The organism is Pseudomonas karstica (assembly GCF_009707515.1).
GTDB classification, from domain to species: domain Bacteria; phylum Pseudomonadota; class Gammaproteobacteria; order Pseudomonadales; family Pseudomonadaceae; genus Aquipseudomonas; species Aquipseudomonas karstica.
The window spans coordinates 105,913-123,016 of sequence record NZ_WLYI01000019.1 but is presented as its reverse complement, the minus strand read 5'-3'; the positions used below and the strand labels follow the sequence as shown (position 1 = coordinate 123,016).

The following is a 17,104-nucleotide window of genomic DNA, read 5'->3' as shown; positions in this document are numbered from 1 at the left end:
CCGTGCCTCGACAGCGGCTACAAAGGGCCATCGATCAATGATCAGCTGTAACCCCATCAATAACCCACAGTAAACCGTTGGCGCGAATGCTTCGGTGATTCCACTTCATCGATCAGCACAATCGCATAGTCGGCAAAGCTGATCCAGCTACGGCCTTCGCTGTTCGCCAGCAAATGCTCCTGGCCCAAGCGGAAGGTGCCGGTGCGCTCGGCCTCGACGAATTCTGCTGACGGCGAGAGAAAGCTCCAATCCAGTTCCTTTTCCTGGCGCAAGGTCTCGAGGAAGTCACTGCCCGCGCTGGCTTCGGCCTTGTACTCATCCGGAAAACCAGGGCTGTCGATCACGCGGTTACCGTCTGGCAGCAACAGTGAACCGGCACCGCCCACCACCAGCAAGCGTTTTACGCCGGCGTTTTTCACCGGCCCGATCACGGCGCTGGCGGGCAGGGTGGCAAAGTGCGCGGCGCTGATCACCACATCGTTGCCGCTGACGGCTTGTTGCAAGGCGTCGGCGTCCAGGGCATCGGCTTGTTTGACCGTGACCCCAGGGCGTGCGCCAATCTTGTCGGTATTGCGGGCAATGGCCGTGACGGTGTGGCCGCGACGCAGGGCTTCTTCCAGCAGTTGGCTACCGGCACGGCCGGTGGCACCAATAATTGCGATCTTGCTCATGCGGTTCTCCAATGCGTAGGGATGGATCAATTCACCACTTCATTTCGCCCTTGGCGACTTTGGCGCTCAGCTCCAGGGAGCTTTCATCGGCGAGGTTCGGGTAGCGTTTTTTCATCGCAGCGATCAGCGCCGTGGAGTCCTTGGCCTTGGCGGTTTCCTCGTCGAAGGCTTTGATGTAGCCGGCGGTGAACGCCACGGATTGCAGTGACGCAGGGCCCAGGTAGTGGCCGGGCACTACGGTGTGCGGCTTCAGGTCCTTGATGCGTTGCAGGGTGGCCAGCCAGTCAGTGTGGGATTTCGAGCCCTGGGTGTCGGCCATCCACACATGGATGTTTTCAGCGACGACTACACCTCCAACCACCGCCTTGATCGACGGAATCCACATAAAGCTGCGGTCGGGCTGCGGGCCATCGAGGCCGATCACTTCCAGTTTCTGCCCTTCAAGGGTGAACTCATGCCCTTCAAGTACTTGGGGAATAATGGTTTTGGCCGGCTTGTCGGCGCCCATCTTCGGCCCCCAGTATTCAAGCTTTCCGGCCACGCTGGCCTTGATATGGTCCACCACCGGTTGCGGCGCCAGTACGCGGGCCTTGGGGAACGCGGCGGTCAGGGTGTCGAGGCCGAAGTAGTAGTCCGGGTCACCGTGGCTGATATAAATGACGGTCAGTTGCTTGCCGCTGGCGCGGATTTTATGCACCAGTTGTTCGGCCTGGCCCTTGCCGAATTGGGCATCCACCAGGATGGCGTCTCTCTTGCCACTGACCAGTACCGAGCTGACCGGGAAGATCGCCGCTTCACCTGGGTTGTAGACATCCAGTTTCAGGTCGGCGGCCGCGGCATGGGCGGCAAAGCCCAAGGCGGCCGAGGCCAGTGCAAAACGCTTGAGGATCGAGGACATATGCAGTTCCAGCAATGAAGAGGCCTTGGCAGGCAGTGGACAAAGCTTAGTTGCACTGAACGCAGCAAAAAATGCGATGCTTGGACATAGTTTGTTTCTGAAAACGGGCAAATCATGGATCGTCTTCAAGCAATGCGGGTATTTGTCGCAGTGGTGGACCTGGGGAGTCAGTCAGCCGCCGCCGATCATTTGGACCTGTCGCGGCCTGTGGTGTCGCGCTACCTGGCGGAGCTGGAGAATTGGGTTGGCGCCCGGCTGATGCACCGCACCACCCGCAAATTGAGCCTGACCGCCGCCGGCAGTGAAACCTTGCCCCGTTGCCGGCAGATGCTGGAGCTGTGCACTGACATGCAAGCTGCTGTCAGTGAGCCCGACGAAGCGCCTCGCGGCCTGTTGCGCCTGAGTGTCAGCACCTCTTTTGGCCAGGCGCAATTGGCACAGGCTATGGCCGAATACGTCAAGCGCTACCCGCAGGTCAGTGTCGACCTGCAAATGCTCGACCGCACGGTGAACCTGGTAGATGAGCGCATCGACCTGGCGATCCGCACCAGCAATGACCTGGACCCCAACCTGATTGCCCGCAAGCTCACGGTCTGTCGTTCGGTGATTTGCGCCTCACCGACCTATCTACTGGAACATCCGCACCCGGAAAAGGTGCAAGACTTGGCCCGGCACAATTGCCTGACTCACTCCTACTTCGGCAAAAGCCTCTGGCATTTCGAAGAGCAGGGCAATCCCGTCTCGGTGCCTGTGCAGGGCAATATCAGCGCCAACGAAGCCGGCACCTTGCTGCGGGCGACCCTGGCTGGGGCCGGCGTGGCGATGCTGCCCAGCTACCAGGCCGGGGACTATATCCGCAGCGGCGAACTGGTCCGCCTGCTGCCCGAGGCCGAACCGCGACAGATGAACATGTACGCGGTGTATGCCTCGCGCAAACACATGCCGTCGGCGCTGCGCAGCCTGTTGGATTTCCTGGTGTTGAGGTTCCCGCAAGAGCCGGTGTGGGATATCGGTCTCTAACGCGTCATAAAGGTGTTGAATACCGTCCGATAATGGCAATGCGACCTGGCTGGCCTATGCTGAATGAAGGGCCTTCTTGATCCGGCCAGAGGTCAGCATCATGTCGCTCAAAACAAGAAAGTACCTGATGATTTTCACCCTGTGCGCTGTCGCCACGGCGTTGTATGGCACAGCCGCCTATCGCGTCGAGCAGACTCGGATGAAGCCGAGCCTGGCTGCCAGTTGCGAGCATAATCACTGTGTGCCGCATACCGCGAGCCTGAATGCCCTCAGGTAATACCCTGATCGCTCTTCAACTGTTCCCGAAACGCCTTGGGCGAGAACCCGACACGTCGGCGAAACAGCCGTGAGAAGTTGGTCGGGTCGGAAAACCCCAGCACTTGCGACATTTCGTTGATGGTCATGCTGGTGTAGGTCAGCAGGCGCTTGGCTTCCAGCAATTGTCGGTCGTGCATGATCTGCAACGCCGGCTGTCCACCCAGTTCCCGGCAGGTGCCGTTGAGGTGGGACACCGAGATTCCCAGCGTGTGGGCCAGGTCTTCGATTTTCGGATGTTCGCGGTAGCACTGCTCCACCAACTGGGTGAAGCGCCGAAAATACTCGCGCCCTCGACGCGCTTGCGGATGGCGGTGCTGGATGGCCTGGCGGCTGATCCACACCAGCAATACGCTGACCAGAGCGTGCATCATCATGTCCCGCGCTGGCTGATCATCGGCATATTCGTCCTGCAGCCGGGTAAACAGGCTGTTGAGGTAGTCACCTTCCTTGCCCGCCGGGTAACTGCCCAATGCGCTCAAACCGTCCACTGCCGAGCCCAATTGCCCCTGCAAATGCGCCACCAGTGGCGCGGAGAGGGTCACCACATAACCTTCCACGTCTTCGGAAAAGCGAAAGCCATGGACGCACAGTGGTGGCAACACTTGCAGCGTCGACTCGCTCAGTACCGTGCGCTGTCCTTCTATCTCCAACTGCGCCTGGCCCTTGTACACATACAGTAACTGACACAGGTCCGCATGCCGGTGGGGCGCAATCTCCCACTGATACTCACGGCTGCGCCGGGAGATGGTTTCACAGTGCAACAAATCCGGAGTCGGCCATTGCTGGTTTTCCCCATACAGTTTGAAGACCGGAATCGCGGTACTGGCAGGTTTGGTCATGTTTTCAATCCGATACTCAGGATAGTGGTGCGGTAATCGCCCCGATTGGCAAAAAGCGCAGGGTTTGAATCAGTTCTCACCTTCTTAATGCCGGTCACTCACGTTAAAAATGCCAGCAGCAAATTCAATGACAACTCTTTCACCGAATACGTTCGCGTAAAACGGGCCATAAAAATAATGAAAACGCTGAAAACCCAAGTCGCCATTATTGGCGCCGGCCCCTCCGGGCTGCTGTTGGGCCAACTGCTGCACCGCGCGGGTATCCAAACCCTGATTCTTGAACGCCAGACCCCCGATTACGTAAAGGGGCGTATTCGTGCCGGCGTACTGGAACAAGGCATGGTCGAGCTGTTGCACCAGGCCGGTGTTGGCCGGCGAATGGATGCCGAGGGCATGGTACATGAGGGGTTTGAACTGGCGTTGAACGGACGGCGGGTCGCCATCGATCTCAAGACGTTGACCGGTGGCAAGACGGTGATGATCTACGGCCAGACCGAAGTCACCCGTGACCTGATGGCGGCACGCCAGGCAGCGGGCGCCATCACCCTTTATGAAGCCCGCAACGTGCAGCCTCATGACCTGAAAAGCCCACAGCCTTGGTTGACCTTCGAACATGCAGGCGAGTCGTTTCGCCTGGAGTGTGACTACATCGCCGGTTGCGACGGCTTTCATGGCGTGTCGCGTCAGTCGATTCCGCACGGGCAGTTGAAAATCTTCGAACGGGTCTATCCGTTTGGCTGGCTGGGGCTCCTCGCCGAGACCCCGCCGATCCACGACGAACTGGTGTATGCCAAGCATGAACGCGGCTTTGCCCTGTGCAGCATGCGTTCGCCGACCCGCAGCCGCTACTACTTGCAGGTGCCGGCCGAGGAGGCCGTCGATGATTGGTCCGACCAGCGTTTTTGGGCTGAACTCAAAGCTCGCCTGCCAGAAGAGTTGGCGGCCGGGCTGGTGACCGGGCCTTCCATCGAAAAGAGCATCGCGCCCCTGCGCAGCTTCGTGGTGGAGCCCATGCAGTACGGTCGCCTGTTCCTGCTGGGGGACGCCGCCCATATTGTGCCGCCCACGGGCGCCAAGGGGCTGAACCTGGCGGCCAGCGATGTCAGTACCTTGTTTAATATCCTGCTCAAGGTTTATCGCGAGGGCCGGGTGGAGTTGCTGGAAAAATACTCACAGGTCTGTTTACGGCGGGTCTGGAAGGCCGAACGGTTTTCCTGGTGGATGACCTCAATGCTGCATCAGTTCCCGGAGTCGGACGACTTCAGCCAGCGAATTGCCCAGAGTGAACTTGAGTATTTCATCGACTCCGAGGCCGGACGCAAGACCATCGCGGAAAACTACGTCGGACTTCCTTACGAGGCTATCGAATAGCTGGCTATCGAGTAACATAGCGGGCATTCCCGCAGGCCCTTCTCCCTACGGGCCTTGCCTGCAGGTTCAGCCGTGACCCACCTCAATCAACCCGCTCAACCCCAGCCCGCTATTCGCAGTGTCCTGGTTGCCTTGATGATGGCGATCTTCCTTGGGGCACTGGACCAGACCATCGTTGCCGTCTCGATGCCGGCCATTTCCGCCCGGTTCAACGACGTCAGCCTGTTGGCCTGGGTAATCTCCGGCTACATGGTGGCGATGACGGTGGCCGTGCCGATCTACGGCAAGCTCGGCGACTTGTATGGCCGGCGGCCGATGATGCTGATTGGCATGGGCGTATTCACTATCGCCTCGCTGTTCTGTGGCATGGCACAAAGCATGGAGCAACTGGTGCTGGCGCGGATCCTTCAGGGTATTGGCGCTGGCGGGATGATCTCGGTGAGCCAGGCGATTATCGGCGACATCATCGCGCCCCGTGAGCGCGGGCGTTACCAGGGCTATTTCAGCGGCATGTACGCGGTGGCCAGCGTTGCCGGGCCGATATTGGGTGGTTATATGACCGAGTACTTGTCTTGGCGCTGGGTATTTCTGATCAACCTGCCCTTGGGGGCAGGGGCCTGGTGGGTGGCCCACCGCACGCTGGTGGGGCTGCCGGTTGGGCAACGTAAACCGGTCATCGACTACCTTGGCTCTGTGCTGATGATCATTGGCTTGAGTGCGCTGCTGCTGGGTATCACCGAAATCGGCCAGGGCCACGATTGGCGTGACGATCAGGTACTTGGCCTGCTGAGCTGTGCCCTGGTGGCACTGACGGTATTTGTCTGGCATGAGCGTCGGACGCGGGAGCCCTTGCTGCCGATGCACCTGTTCGCCAACCGCAGTGCTGTGCTGTGCTGGTGTACGATTTTCTTTACCAGCTTCCAGGCGATCTCGCTGATTGTGTTGATGCCCCTGCGCTACCAGACCGTCACCGGCTTTGGCGCCGACAGCGCCGCCTTGCACCTGCTGCCGCTGGCCATGGGATTGCCGGTGGGCGCCTATTTTGCCGGGCGCATGACCTCAGTGACCGGCCGTTATAAACCGATGATCCTCACCGGCGCGCTGCTCACCCCGATTGCAATCCTCGGCATGGCCTTCAGCGCCCCCCAGGCGCTGCTGTTGAGCAGCCTGTTCATGTTGCTCAGCGGGATTGGTACCGGCATGCAGTTCCCCACGTCCCTGGTGGGTACGCAGAACTCGGTGGAACAACGGGATATCGGTGTCGCCACCAGCACCACCAACCTGTTCCGCTCCCTGGGTGGTGCGGTGGGTGTCGCGTGCATGTCGGCGCTGTTGTTGGCGTTGCTGCAAGACTCCAGTTTTGCTCACCTGGCCAGCGCTTCGCTCGCGGCAGAGGGTCATTCCGGCAATGTGTTGCTCGATGGCCTCAGCGCCGCCCCAGGCCCGGCGCAAGATGCCTTGCGCGGGGAGTTACTGGTGACGTTCCGGCATTTGTTGATGATCAGCGCAGCGGTATCGCTGCTGGGGTTGGCGGCGGCAATTGCGATGCCCAACCGGTTGTTGCGAGGGCGCGAAGACAAGGCTCAATAACGCTTCATATCTTGAGCATGCCGATGCCGCGCAGGACCCTTATCAAACGATGCTGTTACGGGGTTGGCAGCGCACTGGATCAAGGCGCCGCCAACCACTGATTAACGATGCCGTCATAAACACCGGTGACCGTACTCAAATGCAGCCACTGGTCGACATAACTTTTCCAGGCCACATCGTCCCGTGGCAGCAGCAGGGCCTTCTCGCTGTACTGCATGTAACGCTCGGGGTTCACGGCACATAGCCCTGGCTTGAGCTTTTGCTGGTAACGGGCCTCGCTGGCGTCGGTGATCATCACATCGGCCTTGCCCGCCAGCAATTCGTCGAAAATCGTCACGTTGTCCGGGAACAAGCGCAATTGCGCCTGGCCCAGGTGCGCCCTGGCGAAAACCTCGTTGGTGCCGCCCGCAGGCTCGATCACCCGGACCTGGGGCTGGTTGATCTGTTCGACGGTTTGATAACGCTGCACATCATCGCAGCGCACCAAAGGGATTTTGCCGTCGACATTCATCGACTGGCTGAAAAAGGCTTTTTTCTGCCGCTCCAGGGACACGGAAATCCCGCCGACGGCGATGTCGCAACGCTGGGCGAGAAAGTCTGGCATCAGGGTTTTCCACGTAGTGGGCACCCACTTGACCTGCACGCCGAGGCTTTTGGCCAGAGACTGGGCCATGGCGATATCGATGCCTTCGTAGCTGCCGTCTTTTCGCAAATAGGTGTAGGGCTTGTAGTCGCCGGTGGTGCAAACCGTCATTTCGCCGCGCTGGATCACTTCATCCAGGCGCGAGGTGGGGGTAGCGGCCAGCGCAGGCAGCGCCAGGCTGGTCAACAGGCAAAGGGTCAAGGGAGCTTTCATGCGGGCAAGTCCTTGGGGCATGAACAGGGGGGACCATACTTCCAAATGTTTAGCCAATACACAACCAAACTCCGTCAAGACTGAATTTAACGGCTTATCCCGTCATGTGAGGCTGATGCCATCTCTTCACTGTGATTCTTGCATGGACGGTTCCCCCGACCCTTACCCCGAGACATTGCCTGGCGCCGTTGCGTCAGGCCGCCCGGTTCGTCGACGGACCTGTGTCGATGCGCTGCCCTCCAAGTTGGCCTTCTGGGCGCTATGGCATTGCCGTCATGCCCGCCCGCCGGATGTATCTTCCTTACGTTGATTGCCCCGTGGATGCCCAGGCATCTGACCGGCAGCGCCTGTGTGCCTGCCTGACGCGAACGTATGAGATTTCTCCATGAGTACCACCTTTGCCACCCTGTACGAAGCCCAGTCCTTTCTCGATCAGAATCCGGATATCGAGATGTTCGAGTTGTTCATCCTCGACAATAATGGGGTGCCCCGGGGCAAGTTGTTGCACCGTGATGAGTTGCTGGCGGTCTATAAAAGCGGTCGACCGCTGCCCAGCACTATCCTCGGCCTGACCATCAACGGCGACGACGTGGAAAACTCCGGGCTGGTGTGGGACGTAGGGGACATCGACTGCCGTGCCTACCCGGTCAGCGGCAGTTTGCAGCGCATGCCCTGGCGGTTGATTCCGACGGCGGCGGTGCAGGTCAGCATGCACCCCGAGGAAGGCATGCCCGCCACTGTGGCCGATCCCCGGCATGTATTGGCCAAGGTGATCGAGGGGCTCAAGGCCGACGGTTACTACCCGGTCATGGCGGCGGAGCTGGAGTTCTACCTGCTCGACCAGAAGCCTGACCGCGATGGCCGGCCACGCCCCGCGCGGGATACCGATGGCGGTCGTCCGCGTTCGACCCAGGTCTATGGTTTACGCGAACTGGAACAGATCGAGCCGTTTCTTGCCGACTTGTACAGCGCCTGCAAATTGCAAGGTATTCCCGCGCGTACAGCGATTTCCGAATACGCCCCGGGGCAGGTGGAAATCACCCTGGAGCACCGCAGTGATGCCCTGCAAGCCATGGACGAGGCGGTGCGCTACAAGCGTTTGGTCAAGGGCGTGGCCCATAAGCATGGGATGACCGCCTGTTTCATGGCCAAGCCCTTCGACGACCTGGCGGGTACCGGCATGCACATGCACGTCAGCCTGGCCGACCATGACGGTAACAACCTGTTTGCCAGTGAGGCCGCTGATGGCACGCCGCTGCTGCGCCAGGCAGTGGGCGGCATGCTCAGCACGTTGCTTGATTCACTGTTGATGTTCTGCCCAAACGCCAACTCCTACCGGCGTTTCCAGGCCAACAGCTACGCACCGCTAGCGGCGACCTGGGGCGTGGACAACCGCACAGTGAGCTTGCGGGTGCCTGGGGGGCCGGCATTCTCCCGGCATATCGAACACCGGATCTGCGGCGCCGATGCCAACCCGTACCTGGCGGCAGCGGCCATCCTGGCCGGTATTCACCGAGGCATCCGCGAACAGCGCGACCCTGGCGCCCCAGTGGAAGGCAACGGCTATGCCCAGGCCACGGAGTTGTTGCCCACGGACTGGCTGACCACCCTGCGTGCACTGGAAGATTCGGCCTGGGCGCGAGAAGCCTTTGGCCATGAGTTCCTCGGGGTGTACCTGGCGGTGAAGCGTGAGGAATACCGTCAATTCATGGGGGAGGTGGGGGAGCAGGACTGGCGCTGGTACCTGCACCAGGCCTGAGGTGATAACGGTATTGAGCCTTTCGACCTTTTTTTCACGTGGCAGTGATTAAGCTGCCCATCCAAGGTCCTTTTAATACCGATTGACTCCCAAGAGCCCGTGATGCCGTCGCAACCCCCGTCGTCCATCGAGACCGAATTCGCCGAGCGCTATGATCGTGAGCACGCCAGAGTCTGCGGCGACACACGCCCGCCAGGTTTGTGGCGGCGCCTGGCGCTGTGGCGCGATGAGCAACTGGCGCGCCATGCCCTGAAAATCGCCGGTGAGCCAGGTTTGATCCTTGATCTGGCCTGCGGTGTGGGCCGCCTCTGGCCGGTGTTGGCCGAGCATGAGAACCGCGTGATTCTCGCCGCCGACAATTCCCAGAACATGCTCGACCATTCCCGCACTCACCACGCCGAGGCCTTGCTCAAACGGGTGAAGACCTTTCAAAGCTCGGCATTTTCCATAGGTTTGCCTGCCAATGCGGTGGACTGCATTTTTTGCCTGGAGTTGTTTCGCCATGTGCCGACGACCGAAGGGCGCCTGGCCCTGCTGGGCGAGTTTCATCGGGTCAGCCGCGACACGGTGATTATCTCGGTCAAAAGCAGCATCGGCGACACGTCTGCAAGGCCTGATGCATTGGCGGGGGGCAGCCATCGGACGCAGGTGGAGGGCGAATTCAGGCAAGCCGGTTTCAAGATCCTCAATCATCAGGAATTCCTGCCAGGCTCGGCCATGTGGTGCGTGTACGTCCTGCGTAAAAGAGGGTAAGGCGCCTCAGTAGGACTATTCTTTGGTTCCTGTCAGGGTTTTCATGGCTGCTCTTGCATTGCGGATGCTCGCAAATCCTTTTAGCGATATATACTGCGCGCCATTCTTCAAGGGAGAGCCGTGTGGCCATCGATATTCACTGGATCTGCGACAACGATAGCCTCGGCCAGCATTGCGCCCAATGGCAACTGTTGCCATTCGTCGCCCTCGACACCGAATTCATGCGGGTCGACACTTTTTACCCCATCGCCGGGCTGATCCAGATCGGTGATGGTGTTCGCGCTTATCTGATCGACCCCTTGACCATCGATAACTGGCAACCCTTGGCCGCCCTGCTGGAGAACCCGGCAGTGATCAAGGTGGTGCACGCCTGCAGTGAAGACCTGGAAGTGTTGCTGCGCCTGACGGGCAGCCTGCCGGTGCCGTTGTTCGACACCCAACTGGCAGCCGCTTACTTGAACCTTGGTTTTTCCATGGGCTATTCACGGTTGGTGCAAGCCGTCCTCGGTATCGAGTTGCCCAAGGGTGAAACCCGTTCGGACTGGCTGCAGCGGCCATTGTCCGAGACGCAAATCAGCTACGCCGCCGAAGATGCAGTGCACCTGGCCGAGGTCTACACGCGCCTGCGGCCCAAGCTGTCTGACGATAAGTACGCCTGGGTCCTGGAGGACGGTGCCGAACTGGTCGCCAACCTGCGCCGTGAAATCGACCCCAACGAGGTCTACCGCGACGCCAAGCTGGCGTGGAAGCTGTCTCGGGCCCAACTCGCCGTGCTGCGTGAGCTGTGTGCCTGGCGCGAGCAGCAAGCCCGCGCCCGTGACCTGCCGCGCAACCGGATTATTCGCGAACATTCGTTATGGCCCCTGGCCAAATCCCAGCCGGATAACCTCGCCGCCCTGGCAAAAATCGAAGACATGCACCCGCGTACCGTGCGCCAGGATGGCGAGTTTCTGCTGGGCCTGATCCAGCGCGCCGGCAGCGTGCCGATGGACCAATGGCCACCGGCGGTTGCCGAGCCATTGCCGGTGGACGCCGCGGTATTGATCAAGCAACTGCGTGCCCTGGGCCAGGCTGAAGCGGAGCGCCTCGACATGGCGCCAGAACTGATGCTGCGCAAGAAAACCCTCGAAGCCCTGCTCAAGAGTGGCTATCCCGAGGGCCCTTACCAATTGCCTGACTCGCTGCGTGGCTGGCGCCGCGAGTTGATGGGCCAGGCGCTGCTGGACAGCCTGGCCACCGCCGGAGAACAGCCTTGAAACGTATTTGCTCCATTTATCGCAGCCTGAAAAAAAGCGAGATGTACCTCTATGTGCTGAAAAGCGATGCCCTGGAGCGCGTCCCGGAAACTCTGCTGGCGGCGTTCGGCAAGCCCCACCATGCTTTTGACCTGGTGCTGAGCCCCGAGCGCAAACTGTCCCGCGAGGACATCGAGGTGGTGCTGGAAAACCTCGAAAAGCAGGGCTATCACCTGCAAATGCCGCCGGCCGAGGACGAGTACATCGAGCACTTGCCCGAAGAGCTGCTGCGCCGTAACGACCCGATGTGATCGGTGAGTGCCCCGTGCGGGGCACGTTCATAACTGAAGTCGTATTGTCTGACGGCGGCCCCGAGGGATGCAGTGAACCTGCTGCCCGCGGCCGCCCGCACTGTTTTTGAAAGGTTTGAACCATGCGCGTTCTGATTGCTGAACACGATCATCCGCTGTACGCCCAACTGTTGCGTGAAGCGGCACCCGACCTTGAAGTGATGACCAGCGGTGACTCGGCCGAGTTGTCGCACCTGGCCGCTGATTGCCCTATATGGCTTGGCCAACCGGACCTGATGGCGACCTTGCTGCGCCAAGGCCATCACCCGCAATGGCTGCAATCGACCTGGGCCGGAATCACCCCGCTGCTGGCTGAGGGCTTGCCCCGGGACTACCGCCTGACCCGCGCAGTCGGCATCTTCGGCCAGGTGATGGCCGAGTATGTGCTCACTTATATGCTGGGTCACGAGCGTGAAGTCTTGGCACGCCTGGTCAGCCAGGTGGAGCGTAAATGGGACAGTCGCCTGGGCCAGAGCCTGGCGGGGCGCAAGGTATTGGTCGTCGGTACCGGCGATATCGGTTGCAGTGTGGCGCAGTTCCTTCAGCCCTTTGGCGTCGAGCTGTACGGCATTGCCAGCGAAGCCCGGGAGCAGGCGCCGTTTATTGAAGTGGCCGGGCTGGACCAGCTTGGCCGGCTGGTAGGAGAGGTGGACTACGTGGTCAACCTGCTGCCTAACACGGCCAACACCCACGACTTGTACGACGCGGCGCTGTTCAAGCAATTCAAGCCTACTGGCTTGTTTATCAACGTCGGGCGCGGTGTGGCGGTGGTGGATGCCGACCTGGTGGAGGCCTTGAAGGAAGGGCATCTGGCGGGCGCGGTCATCGACGTCTGCCGTCAAGAGCCGCTGCCGCAGCGTCACCCGTTCTGGACGGCCTGGGGCTTGCTGCTGACTGGCCACAGCTCGGCGCCGACCTCGCCGCGAATGATGGTGCAGCTGTTTGTCGAGAACCTGCGGGCGTATCAGTCGCAAGCGGTATTGCGTGGAGAAGTGAGTTTCGAGCGCGGGTATTAAACAGGAGCCGGCACGCCGGCTCCTGTAACGTATTACAGGCTGAAATCACCCTCAGCGACCAACTCCGTCAACGGCCGGCGCGGGCTCGGGGTTTCCCGGGCTTGCAGGTAGTCCGCCAGGGTCGACTTGTCTCCCAGCTTGCCAACGGCCACGGCCGCATGCAGGGCATAGCCTTCAGGGACTTTCAGTTCCTTGCGGGTCAGTTCCTGGTCGAAACCGGCCATGCCATGGGTGTGCCAGCCGCTGATGCTGGCTTGCAGCGCCAGATGGCCCCAGGCGGAACCGGTGTCAAAGGTGTGCCACAGGGCCGGGGTTTCTTCGGTGGCACCTGGCACGGCAAAATCGGTTTTCGACATTACGATCACCAAGGCCGAGGCGTGCTGGGCCCAACCACGGTTGAATTCGTTCAGCAGGCCCAGGAAGCGCTCCCAATTCGGCGTGTCGCGGCGTGCATAAAGGAAACGCCAAGGCTGCGAGTTGTACGCCGACGGCGACCAGCGGGCCGCCTCGAAGAAGCTCAGCAAGGTTTCTTCAGAAATGCTCTCGCCGGTAAAGGCGCGCGGTGACCAGCGGTCGGTAAACTGCGGGTGGATGGCATAGTCTGCAACGCGTGGGTTGATGCTCATGGGCAGTTCCTGATTAGGTTTACGAAGTACAGATCAAAAAAAGCAGGGCCCAAAGCTACTTCGCCTTTCGGGTGGCTGACAAGCCTTGCTCTACCGGCAGTCGCAAGCGCTTGGCCCCAGGGGGCTTGGGCACTAGACTGGCGGCCTTTTAACCGACCGATACTGATGTAGAGCCATGGCCGCCAAAGTCGAACCTTTCTGGATCCGCAAAACCCTCGAACAACTCGACCAGCAGGAGTGGGAGTCGTTGTGCGACGGCTGCGGCCTGTGCTGCCTGCAAAAGCTTGAGGATGAAGACGATAACAGCGTCTACTACACGCGCATCGCCTGCAAACTGCTGGACCTGAAAACCTGCCAGTGCACCGATTACCCCAACCGTCGCGACTCGGTACCTGACTGCATCCAGCTCACCCCGGGGCAGGCCGACCAATTCAAATGGCTGCCGCCCACCTGTGGCTATCGGCTGGTTAGCGAGCGCAAGGACTTGCCGCTATGGCACCATCTGGTCTGCGGCGATCGCGATGCTGTCCACCACGAACGCATTTCCCAGTCCGGGCGCATGCTCAGCGAAGGCAGCGTGGCCGAGGACGATTGGGAGGATTACCTGATCTTCCGCGCAGGCTGAAAGGAGTGTGTATGAGGGTTGGAGACAAGCTGGTTGCAAGTCTGCTACTGCTGGTGTTGAGTGCGCCGGCATGGTCTGCGAAAAAAGTCGACCTTGACTATCATGTCAAGTTATTGCCCCAGAGTGATCAGGCTGAAGTACGCCTGAGCCTGTCCCAGGGTTCGGCCGTGCGCAGCCTGAATTTCAATCTCGGCCGCGATGGCGACTACAGCGACTTCAAGGCCGATGGCCAGTGGCAAGTCATGGCGGGCAACACCGCAGGTGACAGCCGTGGCCTGTGGCAACCCAGTGCCGCCAAGGCCAGCCTGACCTACCGTGTGCGCCTTGGGCATGCCCGTAAGCCCGGCATCGATGAGGCGCGGATGACGCCCAGCTGGGCGCTGTTTCGTGGTGAAGACCTGGTGCCCGTGGCCCGTCTTGACCTGCCAGAGGGTGTCGAGCTGGTGTCGCGGCTGACCTTTGAACTGCCGGCAGGCTGGAAAAGCGTCGAGACCGCCTGGCCGCGTATTGGCAAGAACAAATTCCGCATCGATAACGTCTCCCGGCTGTTCGATCGGCCTACCGGCTGGATGCTCGCTGGTACGTTGGGCTCGCGTCGCGTGCGCCTGGGGGAAACCGAAATCACCGTGGCCTCGCCCAAGGGCCAGGGCATGCGGCGCATGGACGTGCTGACGCTACTGACCTTTGTCTGGCCCCAGGTGCAAGCAGCGCTGCCCCGTTATCCGGCCAAGTTGCTGGTGGTGGGGGCCAGCGACCCGATGCGGCGCGGCGCATTCTTCGCGCGAGATTCGCTCTACCTTAATAGCCGCACGCCACTGGTGAGCGAAAACGGCAGCAGCCCGCTGATTCGAGAGGTGGTACAAGCTATCGCGCGTTTCAACGACAGCCAGGCCAGTGACTGGATCAGCGAAGGCTTGGCGGAGTATTACGCGATTGAACTGGTGCGCCGGGCCGGGGGAATCAGTGACGAGCGATATACCGCAATCCAGGCCCGGTTGAACAAGGAAGGGAAGGCGGTGAAGACCTTGCGCGGCGATCAGGTCAGCGGTGCAACCGTGGCACGGGCGGTGGTGATGCTGCAGGAACTGGACCGCGAGATCCGCCTGAAAACTCAAAACAAGCGCTCCATGGATGATCTGGCGCAAGCGGTGATGCGGATGAACAGCATCAATACCAAGGAGTTTGTGCAGTTGGCCGAGAACATCATGGGTGAGCCGTCGGTGGTGCTGGATACCCAGTTGCTGCACTGATGATCGTTCCCACGCAGAGCATGGGAACGATCAACCCGTGGTCTTGGTGGCTTTCTCGGCGGCCACTTCAGCCTTGGTCTTGAGGTTTTTCAATTCCTCGCCGGCCCGTTCGATCTTCGTGCGTATGCTGTTCATTTCCTGACGGCCCTGGTCCAGCTTGTCCTTGAGCGAACTGTGGCCGCTGATTCCGCGGGCCAGCGCCACACCGCCAATCGCCACCTGGATCAAACCGAAAATACCGCCACGGCGCAGGCCTTTACCCATCATTACCACACCACCTGCCAGGGAACCGATGCGTTCCCAGCCCTGCACGTTCTGTGTGGGGTGGCTCTGGAATGGTGTGGACTCGATGATAGGTCGCTGGGTTTTGCTGTCGCTCATGATCTGTCTCCAACAAGGGTCATTGATAGATAACTGACTGTACGTGGGACGAAGATGTTCCCGAAGAATCAGTATTTTGGACCCGAGCGGGTGTTGTTGCCCTTGGCCAAGCGGTCGTAAAGCACCACATTGACGGTGGCGGCAAGGTTCATGCAGCCGGTGGTAGGGATATAGACCACGTCTTCACACCAGTCGCGGATTTCCTTGTCCAGGGAGCCGTCCTCGGGGCCGAAGATATACAGCGCGCGGTCGGGGTGAGTGTATTCCGGAAGAGGGCGAGCCCCTTCCACCAGCTCCACGGCGACCGGGATGCAGCCCAGGGGCAGGATTTTTTTCAGGTCATCGATGCCGATCAGTGGAATGTCCTGATGGACCTTCTTGGTGTCGGTAATGAAGTCTCGGGCCCGTTCATACCGCTTGCCGGTGTAGAACACCGACGCCACACCGTAGCAACCGGCGGCGCGCATCACCGAACCGACGTTCTCGGGGGATTTGGGGTTATACAGACCGATGCAGCTGTAGCGTTTGTTGGGCACGGGAGGGAGGGCCTTCGAGAAAAACCGCGATTATACGGGGATTGCTCTAAATACGGTCGGGCATCAAAGAGATGTGTTGTTTGGGGGGTCGTTATCGCAGGCCAACTGCCCGGTGTTCTGTAGCCGCTGTCGAGGCACGAGGCTGCGATAAGGGCCGAAGGACCTTCAGCGATTTCAAGGTCCCAAGCGACTGCTGCGCAGCCGATCGCAGGCTGCGCCAGCGGCTACAGGAGATCGGTGATCGACGGTCCCTTGTAGCCGCTGTCGAGGCACGAGGCTGCGATAAGGACCGCAGGACCTTCAGCAATTTCAAGGCCCTCACACGACTGCTGCGCAGCCGATCGCAGGCTGCGCCAGCGGCTACAGGAGATAGGTGATCGACGGTCCTTTGTAGCCGCTGTCGAGGCACGAGGCTGCGATAAGGGCCGCAGGACCTTCAGCAATTTCAAAACCCAGGCGACTGCTGCGCAGCCGATCGCAGGCTGCGCCAGCGGCTACAGGAGATAGGTGATCGACGTTCCCTTGTAGCCGCTGTCGAGGTACGAGGCTGCGATAAGGGCCGCAGGACCTTCAGCAATTTCAAGGCCCTCACACGACTGCTGCGCAGCCGATCGCAGGCTGCGCCAGCGGCTACAGGAGATAGGTGATCGACGTTCCCTTGTAGCCGCTGTCGAGGCACGAGGCTGCGATAAGGGCCGCAGGACCTTCAGCGATTTCAAGGCCCTCACACGACTGCTGCGCAGCCGATCGCAGGCTGCGCCAGCGGCTACAGGAGATAGGTGATCGACGTTCCCTTGTAGCCGCTGTCGAGGCACGAGGCTGCGATAAGGGCCGCAGGACCTTCAGCGATTTCAAGGCCCTCACACGACTGCTGCGCAGCCGATCGCAGGCTGCGCCAGCGGCTACAGGAGATAGGTGATCGACGTTCCCTTGTAGCCGCTGTCGAGGCACGAGGCTGCGATAAGGGCCGCAGGACCTTCAGCAATCTCAAGGCCAAACGACTGCTGCAC

Annotated in this window: 18 protein-coding genes; 11 read left to right on the top strand and 7 right to left on the bottom strand. The window is 60.5% G+C overall.

All coding sequences use genetic code 11. The features are described 5' to 3' along the window. Nucleotides 1–56: 56 nt before the first annotated feature. Nucleotides 57–671: an NAD(P)-dependent oxidoreductase gene (locus GIR22_RS15290; protein ID WP_154744144.1), complete on the bottom strand. Its 615-nt coding sequence runs from the start codon at nucleotides 669–671 to the stop codon at nucleotides 57–59. A 31-nt stretch (nucleotides 672–702) separates the two neighbouring features. Beyond that, nucleotides 703–1,569, bottom strand: coding sequence for an MBL fold metallo-hydrolase (locus tag GIR22_RS15285; protein WP_154744143.1), 867 nt, complete (start codon nucleotides 1,567–1,569; stop codon nucleotides 703–705). Between the two features lie 114 nt (nucleotides 1,570–1,683). Between GIR22_RS15285 and GIR22_RS15280 the strand changes: the two genes are divergently transcribed. Beyond that, nucleotides 1,684–2,589 (top strand): LysR family transcriptional regulator, encoded by a 906-nt coding sequence (locus tag GIR22_RS15280; protein ID WP_154744142.1) that lies wholly within the window; start codon nucleotides 1,684–1,686, stop codon nucleotides 2,587–2,589. Nucleotides 2,590–2,689: 100 nt separating this feature from the next. After that, complete coding sequence (locus tag GIR22_RS25965; RefSeq protein ID WP_178122274.1) at nucleotides 2,690–2,866, top strand: hypothetical protein; 177 nt, start codon at nucleotides 2,690–2,692, stop codon at nucleotides 2,864–2,866. Here the strand turns inward: GIR22_RS25965 and GIR22_RS15275 are convergent. Then, complete coding sequence (locus GIR22_RS15275; RefSeq protein ID WP_154744141.1) at nucleotides 2,859–3,746, bottom strand: helix-turn-helix domain-containing protein; 888 nt, start codon at nucleotides 3,744–3,746, stop codon at nucleotides 2,859–2,861. The two genes, GIR22_RS25965 and GIR22_RS15275, sit on opposite strands and share 8 nt — an antisense overlap. A gap of 186 nt (nucleotides 3,747–3,932) precedes the next feature. On the opposite strand from GIR22_RS15275, the gene pobA reads away from it, so the two are divergent. Both pobA and GIR22_RS15265 read left to right on the top strand, forming a co-directional pair. Further along, on the top strand, nucleotides 3,933–5,117 hold the full coding sequence (gene pobA / locus GIR22_RS15270; protein WP_178122277.1) for a 4-hydroxybenzoate 3-monooxygenase: 1,185 nt from the start codon (nucleotides 3,933–3,935) through the stop codon (nucleotides 5,115–5,117). A gap of 72 nt (nucleotides 5,118–5,189) precedes the next feature. Next, nucleotides 5,190–6,707 carry a DHA2 family efflux MFS transporter permease subunit gene (locus GIR22_RS15265; protein WP_178122273.1) on the top strand — a complete coding sequence of 506 codons (1,518 nt, stop codon included), beginning with the start codon at nucleotides 5,190–5,192 and terminating at the stop codon, nucleotides 6,705–6,707. 79 nt (nucleotides 6,708–6,786) lie between these two features. On the opposite strand, the gene GIR22_RS15260 is transcribed toward GIR22_RS15265, so the two are convergent. Continuing rightward, a complete protein-coding gene (locus GIR22_RS15260; RefSeq protein ID WP_154744138.1) occupies nucleotides 6,787–7,563 on the bottom strand; it encodes a transporter substrate-binding domain-containing protein in 777 nt (258 codons plus the stop codon). A gap of 385 nt (nucleotides 7,564–7,948) precedes the next feature. Here GIR22_RS15260 and GIR22_RS15255 point away from each other — a divergent pair, with 385 nt between their 5' ends. The 5 genes from GIR22_RS15255 to GIR22_RS15235 all read left to right on the top strand — a co-directional run bounded on the left by GIR22_RS15255 (nucleotide 7,949) and on the right by GIR22_RS15235 (nucleotide 12,676). Continuing rightward, the gene (locus tag GIR22_RS15255; RefSeq protein WP_154744137.1) at nucleotides 7,949–9,322 is read left to right on the top strand and encodes a glutamine synthetase family protein; all 1,374 of its coding nucleotides are present in this window, start codon (nucleotides 7,949–7,951) and stop codon (nucleotides 9,320–9,322) included. Nucleotides 9,323–9,424: 102 nt separating this feature from the next. Then, the gene (locus tag GIR22_RS15250; RefSeq protein WP_154744136.1) at nucleotides 9,425–10,075 is read left to right on the top strand and encodes a class I SAM-dependent methyltransferase; all 651 of its coding nucleotides are present in this window, start codon (nucleotides 9,425–9,427) and stop codon (nucleotides 10,073–10,075) included. Between the two features lie 122 nt (nucleotides 10,076–10,197). Continuing rightward, nucleotides 10,198–11,331, top strand: a complete 1,134-nt coding sequence (gene rnd / locus GIR22_RS15245; protein ID WP_178122272.1) for a ribonuclease D — start codon at nucleotides 10,198–10,200, stop codon at nucleotides 11,329–11,331. Continuing rightward, complete coding sequence (locus tag GIR22_RS15240) at nucleotides 11,328–11,621, top strand: YcgL domain-containing protein (RefSeq protein ID WP_154744135.1); 294 nt, start codon at nucleotides 11,328–11,330, stop codon at nucleotides 11,619–11,621. The genes rnd and GIR22_RS15240 overlap by 4 nt, the downstream gene beginning before the upstream one ends. Nucleotides 11,622–11,743: 122 nt before the next feature. Beyond that, a complete protein-coding gene (locus GIR22_RS15235; protein WP_154744134.1) occupies nucleotides 11,744–12,676 on the top strand; it encodes a D-2-hydroxyacid dehydrogenase in 933 nt (310 codons plus the stop codon). A 32-nt stretch (nucleotides 12,677–12,708) separates the two neighbouring features. Here the strand turns inward: GIR22_RS15235 and GIR22_RS15230 are convergent, their stop codons facing one another. Then, the gene (locus tag GIR22_RS15230) at nucleotides 12,709–13,302 is read right to left on the bottom strand and encodes a nitroreductase family protein (protein ID WP_154744133.1); all 594 of its coding nucleotides are present in this window, start codon (nucleotides 13,300–13,302) and stop codon (nucleotides 12,709–12,711) included. A 175-nt stretch (nucleotides 13,303–13,477) separates the two neighbouring features. Between GIR22_RS15230 and GIR22_RS15225 the strand changes: the two genes are divergently transcribed. Together GIR22_RS15225 and GIR22_RS15220 are read left to right on the top strand one after the other, a co-directional pair. Next, nucleotides 13,478–13,927, top strand: a complete 450-nt coding sequence (locus tag GIR22_RS15225) for a YcgN family cysteine cluster protein (protein WP_154744132.1) — start codon at nucleotides 13,478–13,480, stop codon at nucleotides 13,925–13,927. Between the two features lie 11 nt (nucleotides 13,928–13,938). Further along, the gene (locus GIR22_RS15220) at nucleotides 13,939–15,177 is read left to right on the top strand and encodes a M61 metallopeptidase family protein (RefSeq protein WP_154744131.1); all 1,239 of its coding nucleotides are present in this window, start codon (nucleotides 13,939–13,941) and stop codon (nucleotides 15,175–15,177) included. Nucleotides 15,178–15,207: 30 nt separating this feature from the next. On the opposite strand, the gene GIR22_RS15215 is transcribed toward GIR22_RS15220, so the two are convergent. Further along, nucleotides 15,208–15,558 carry a YgaP family membrane protein gene (locus tag GIR22_RS15215; RefSeq protein ID WP_154744130.1) on the bottom strand — a complete coding sequence of 117 codons (351 nt, stop codon included), beginning with the start codon at nucleotides 15,556–15,558 and terminating at the stop codon, nucleotides 15,208–15,210. A 68-nt stretch (nucleotides 15,559–15,626) separates the two neighbouring features. Continuing rightward, on the bottom strand, nucleotides 15,627–16,094 hold the full coding sequence (locus tag GIR22_RS15210) for a TrmH family RNA methyltransferase (RefSeq protein ID WP_178122271.1): 468 nt from the start codon (nucleotides 16,092–16,094) through the stop codon (nucleotides 15,627–15,629). Between the last annotated feature and the right edge of the window lie 1,010 nt (nucleotides 16,095–17,104).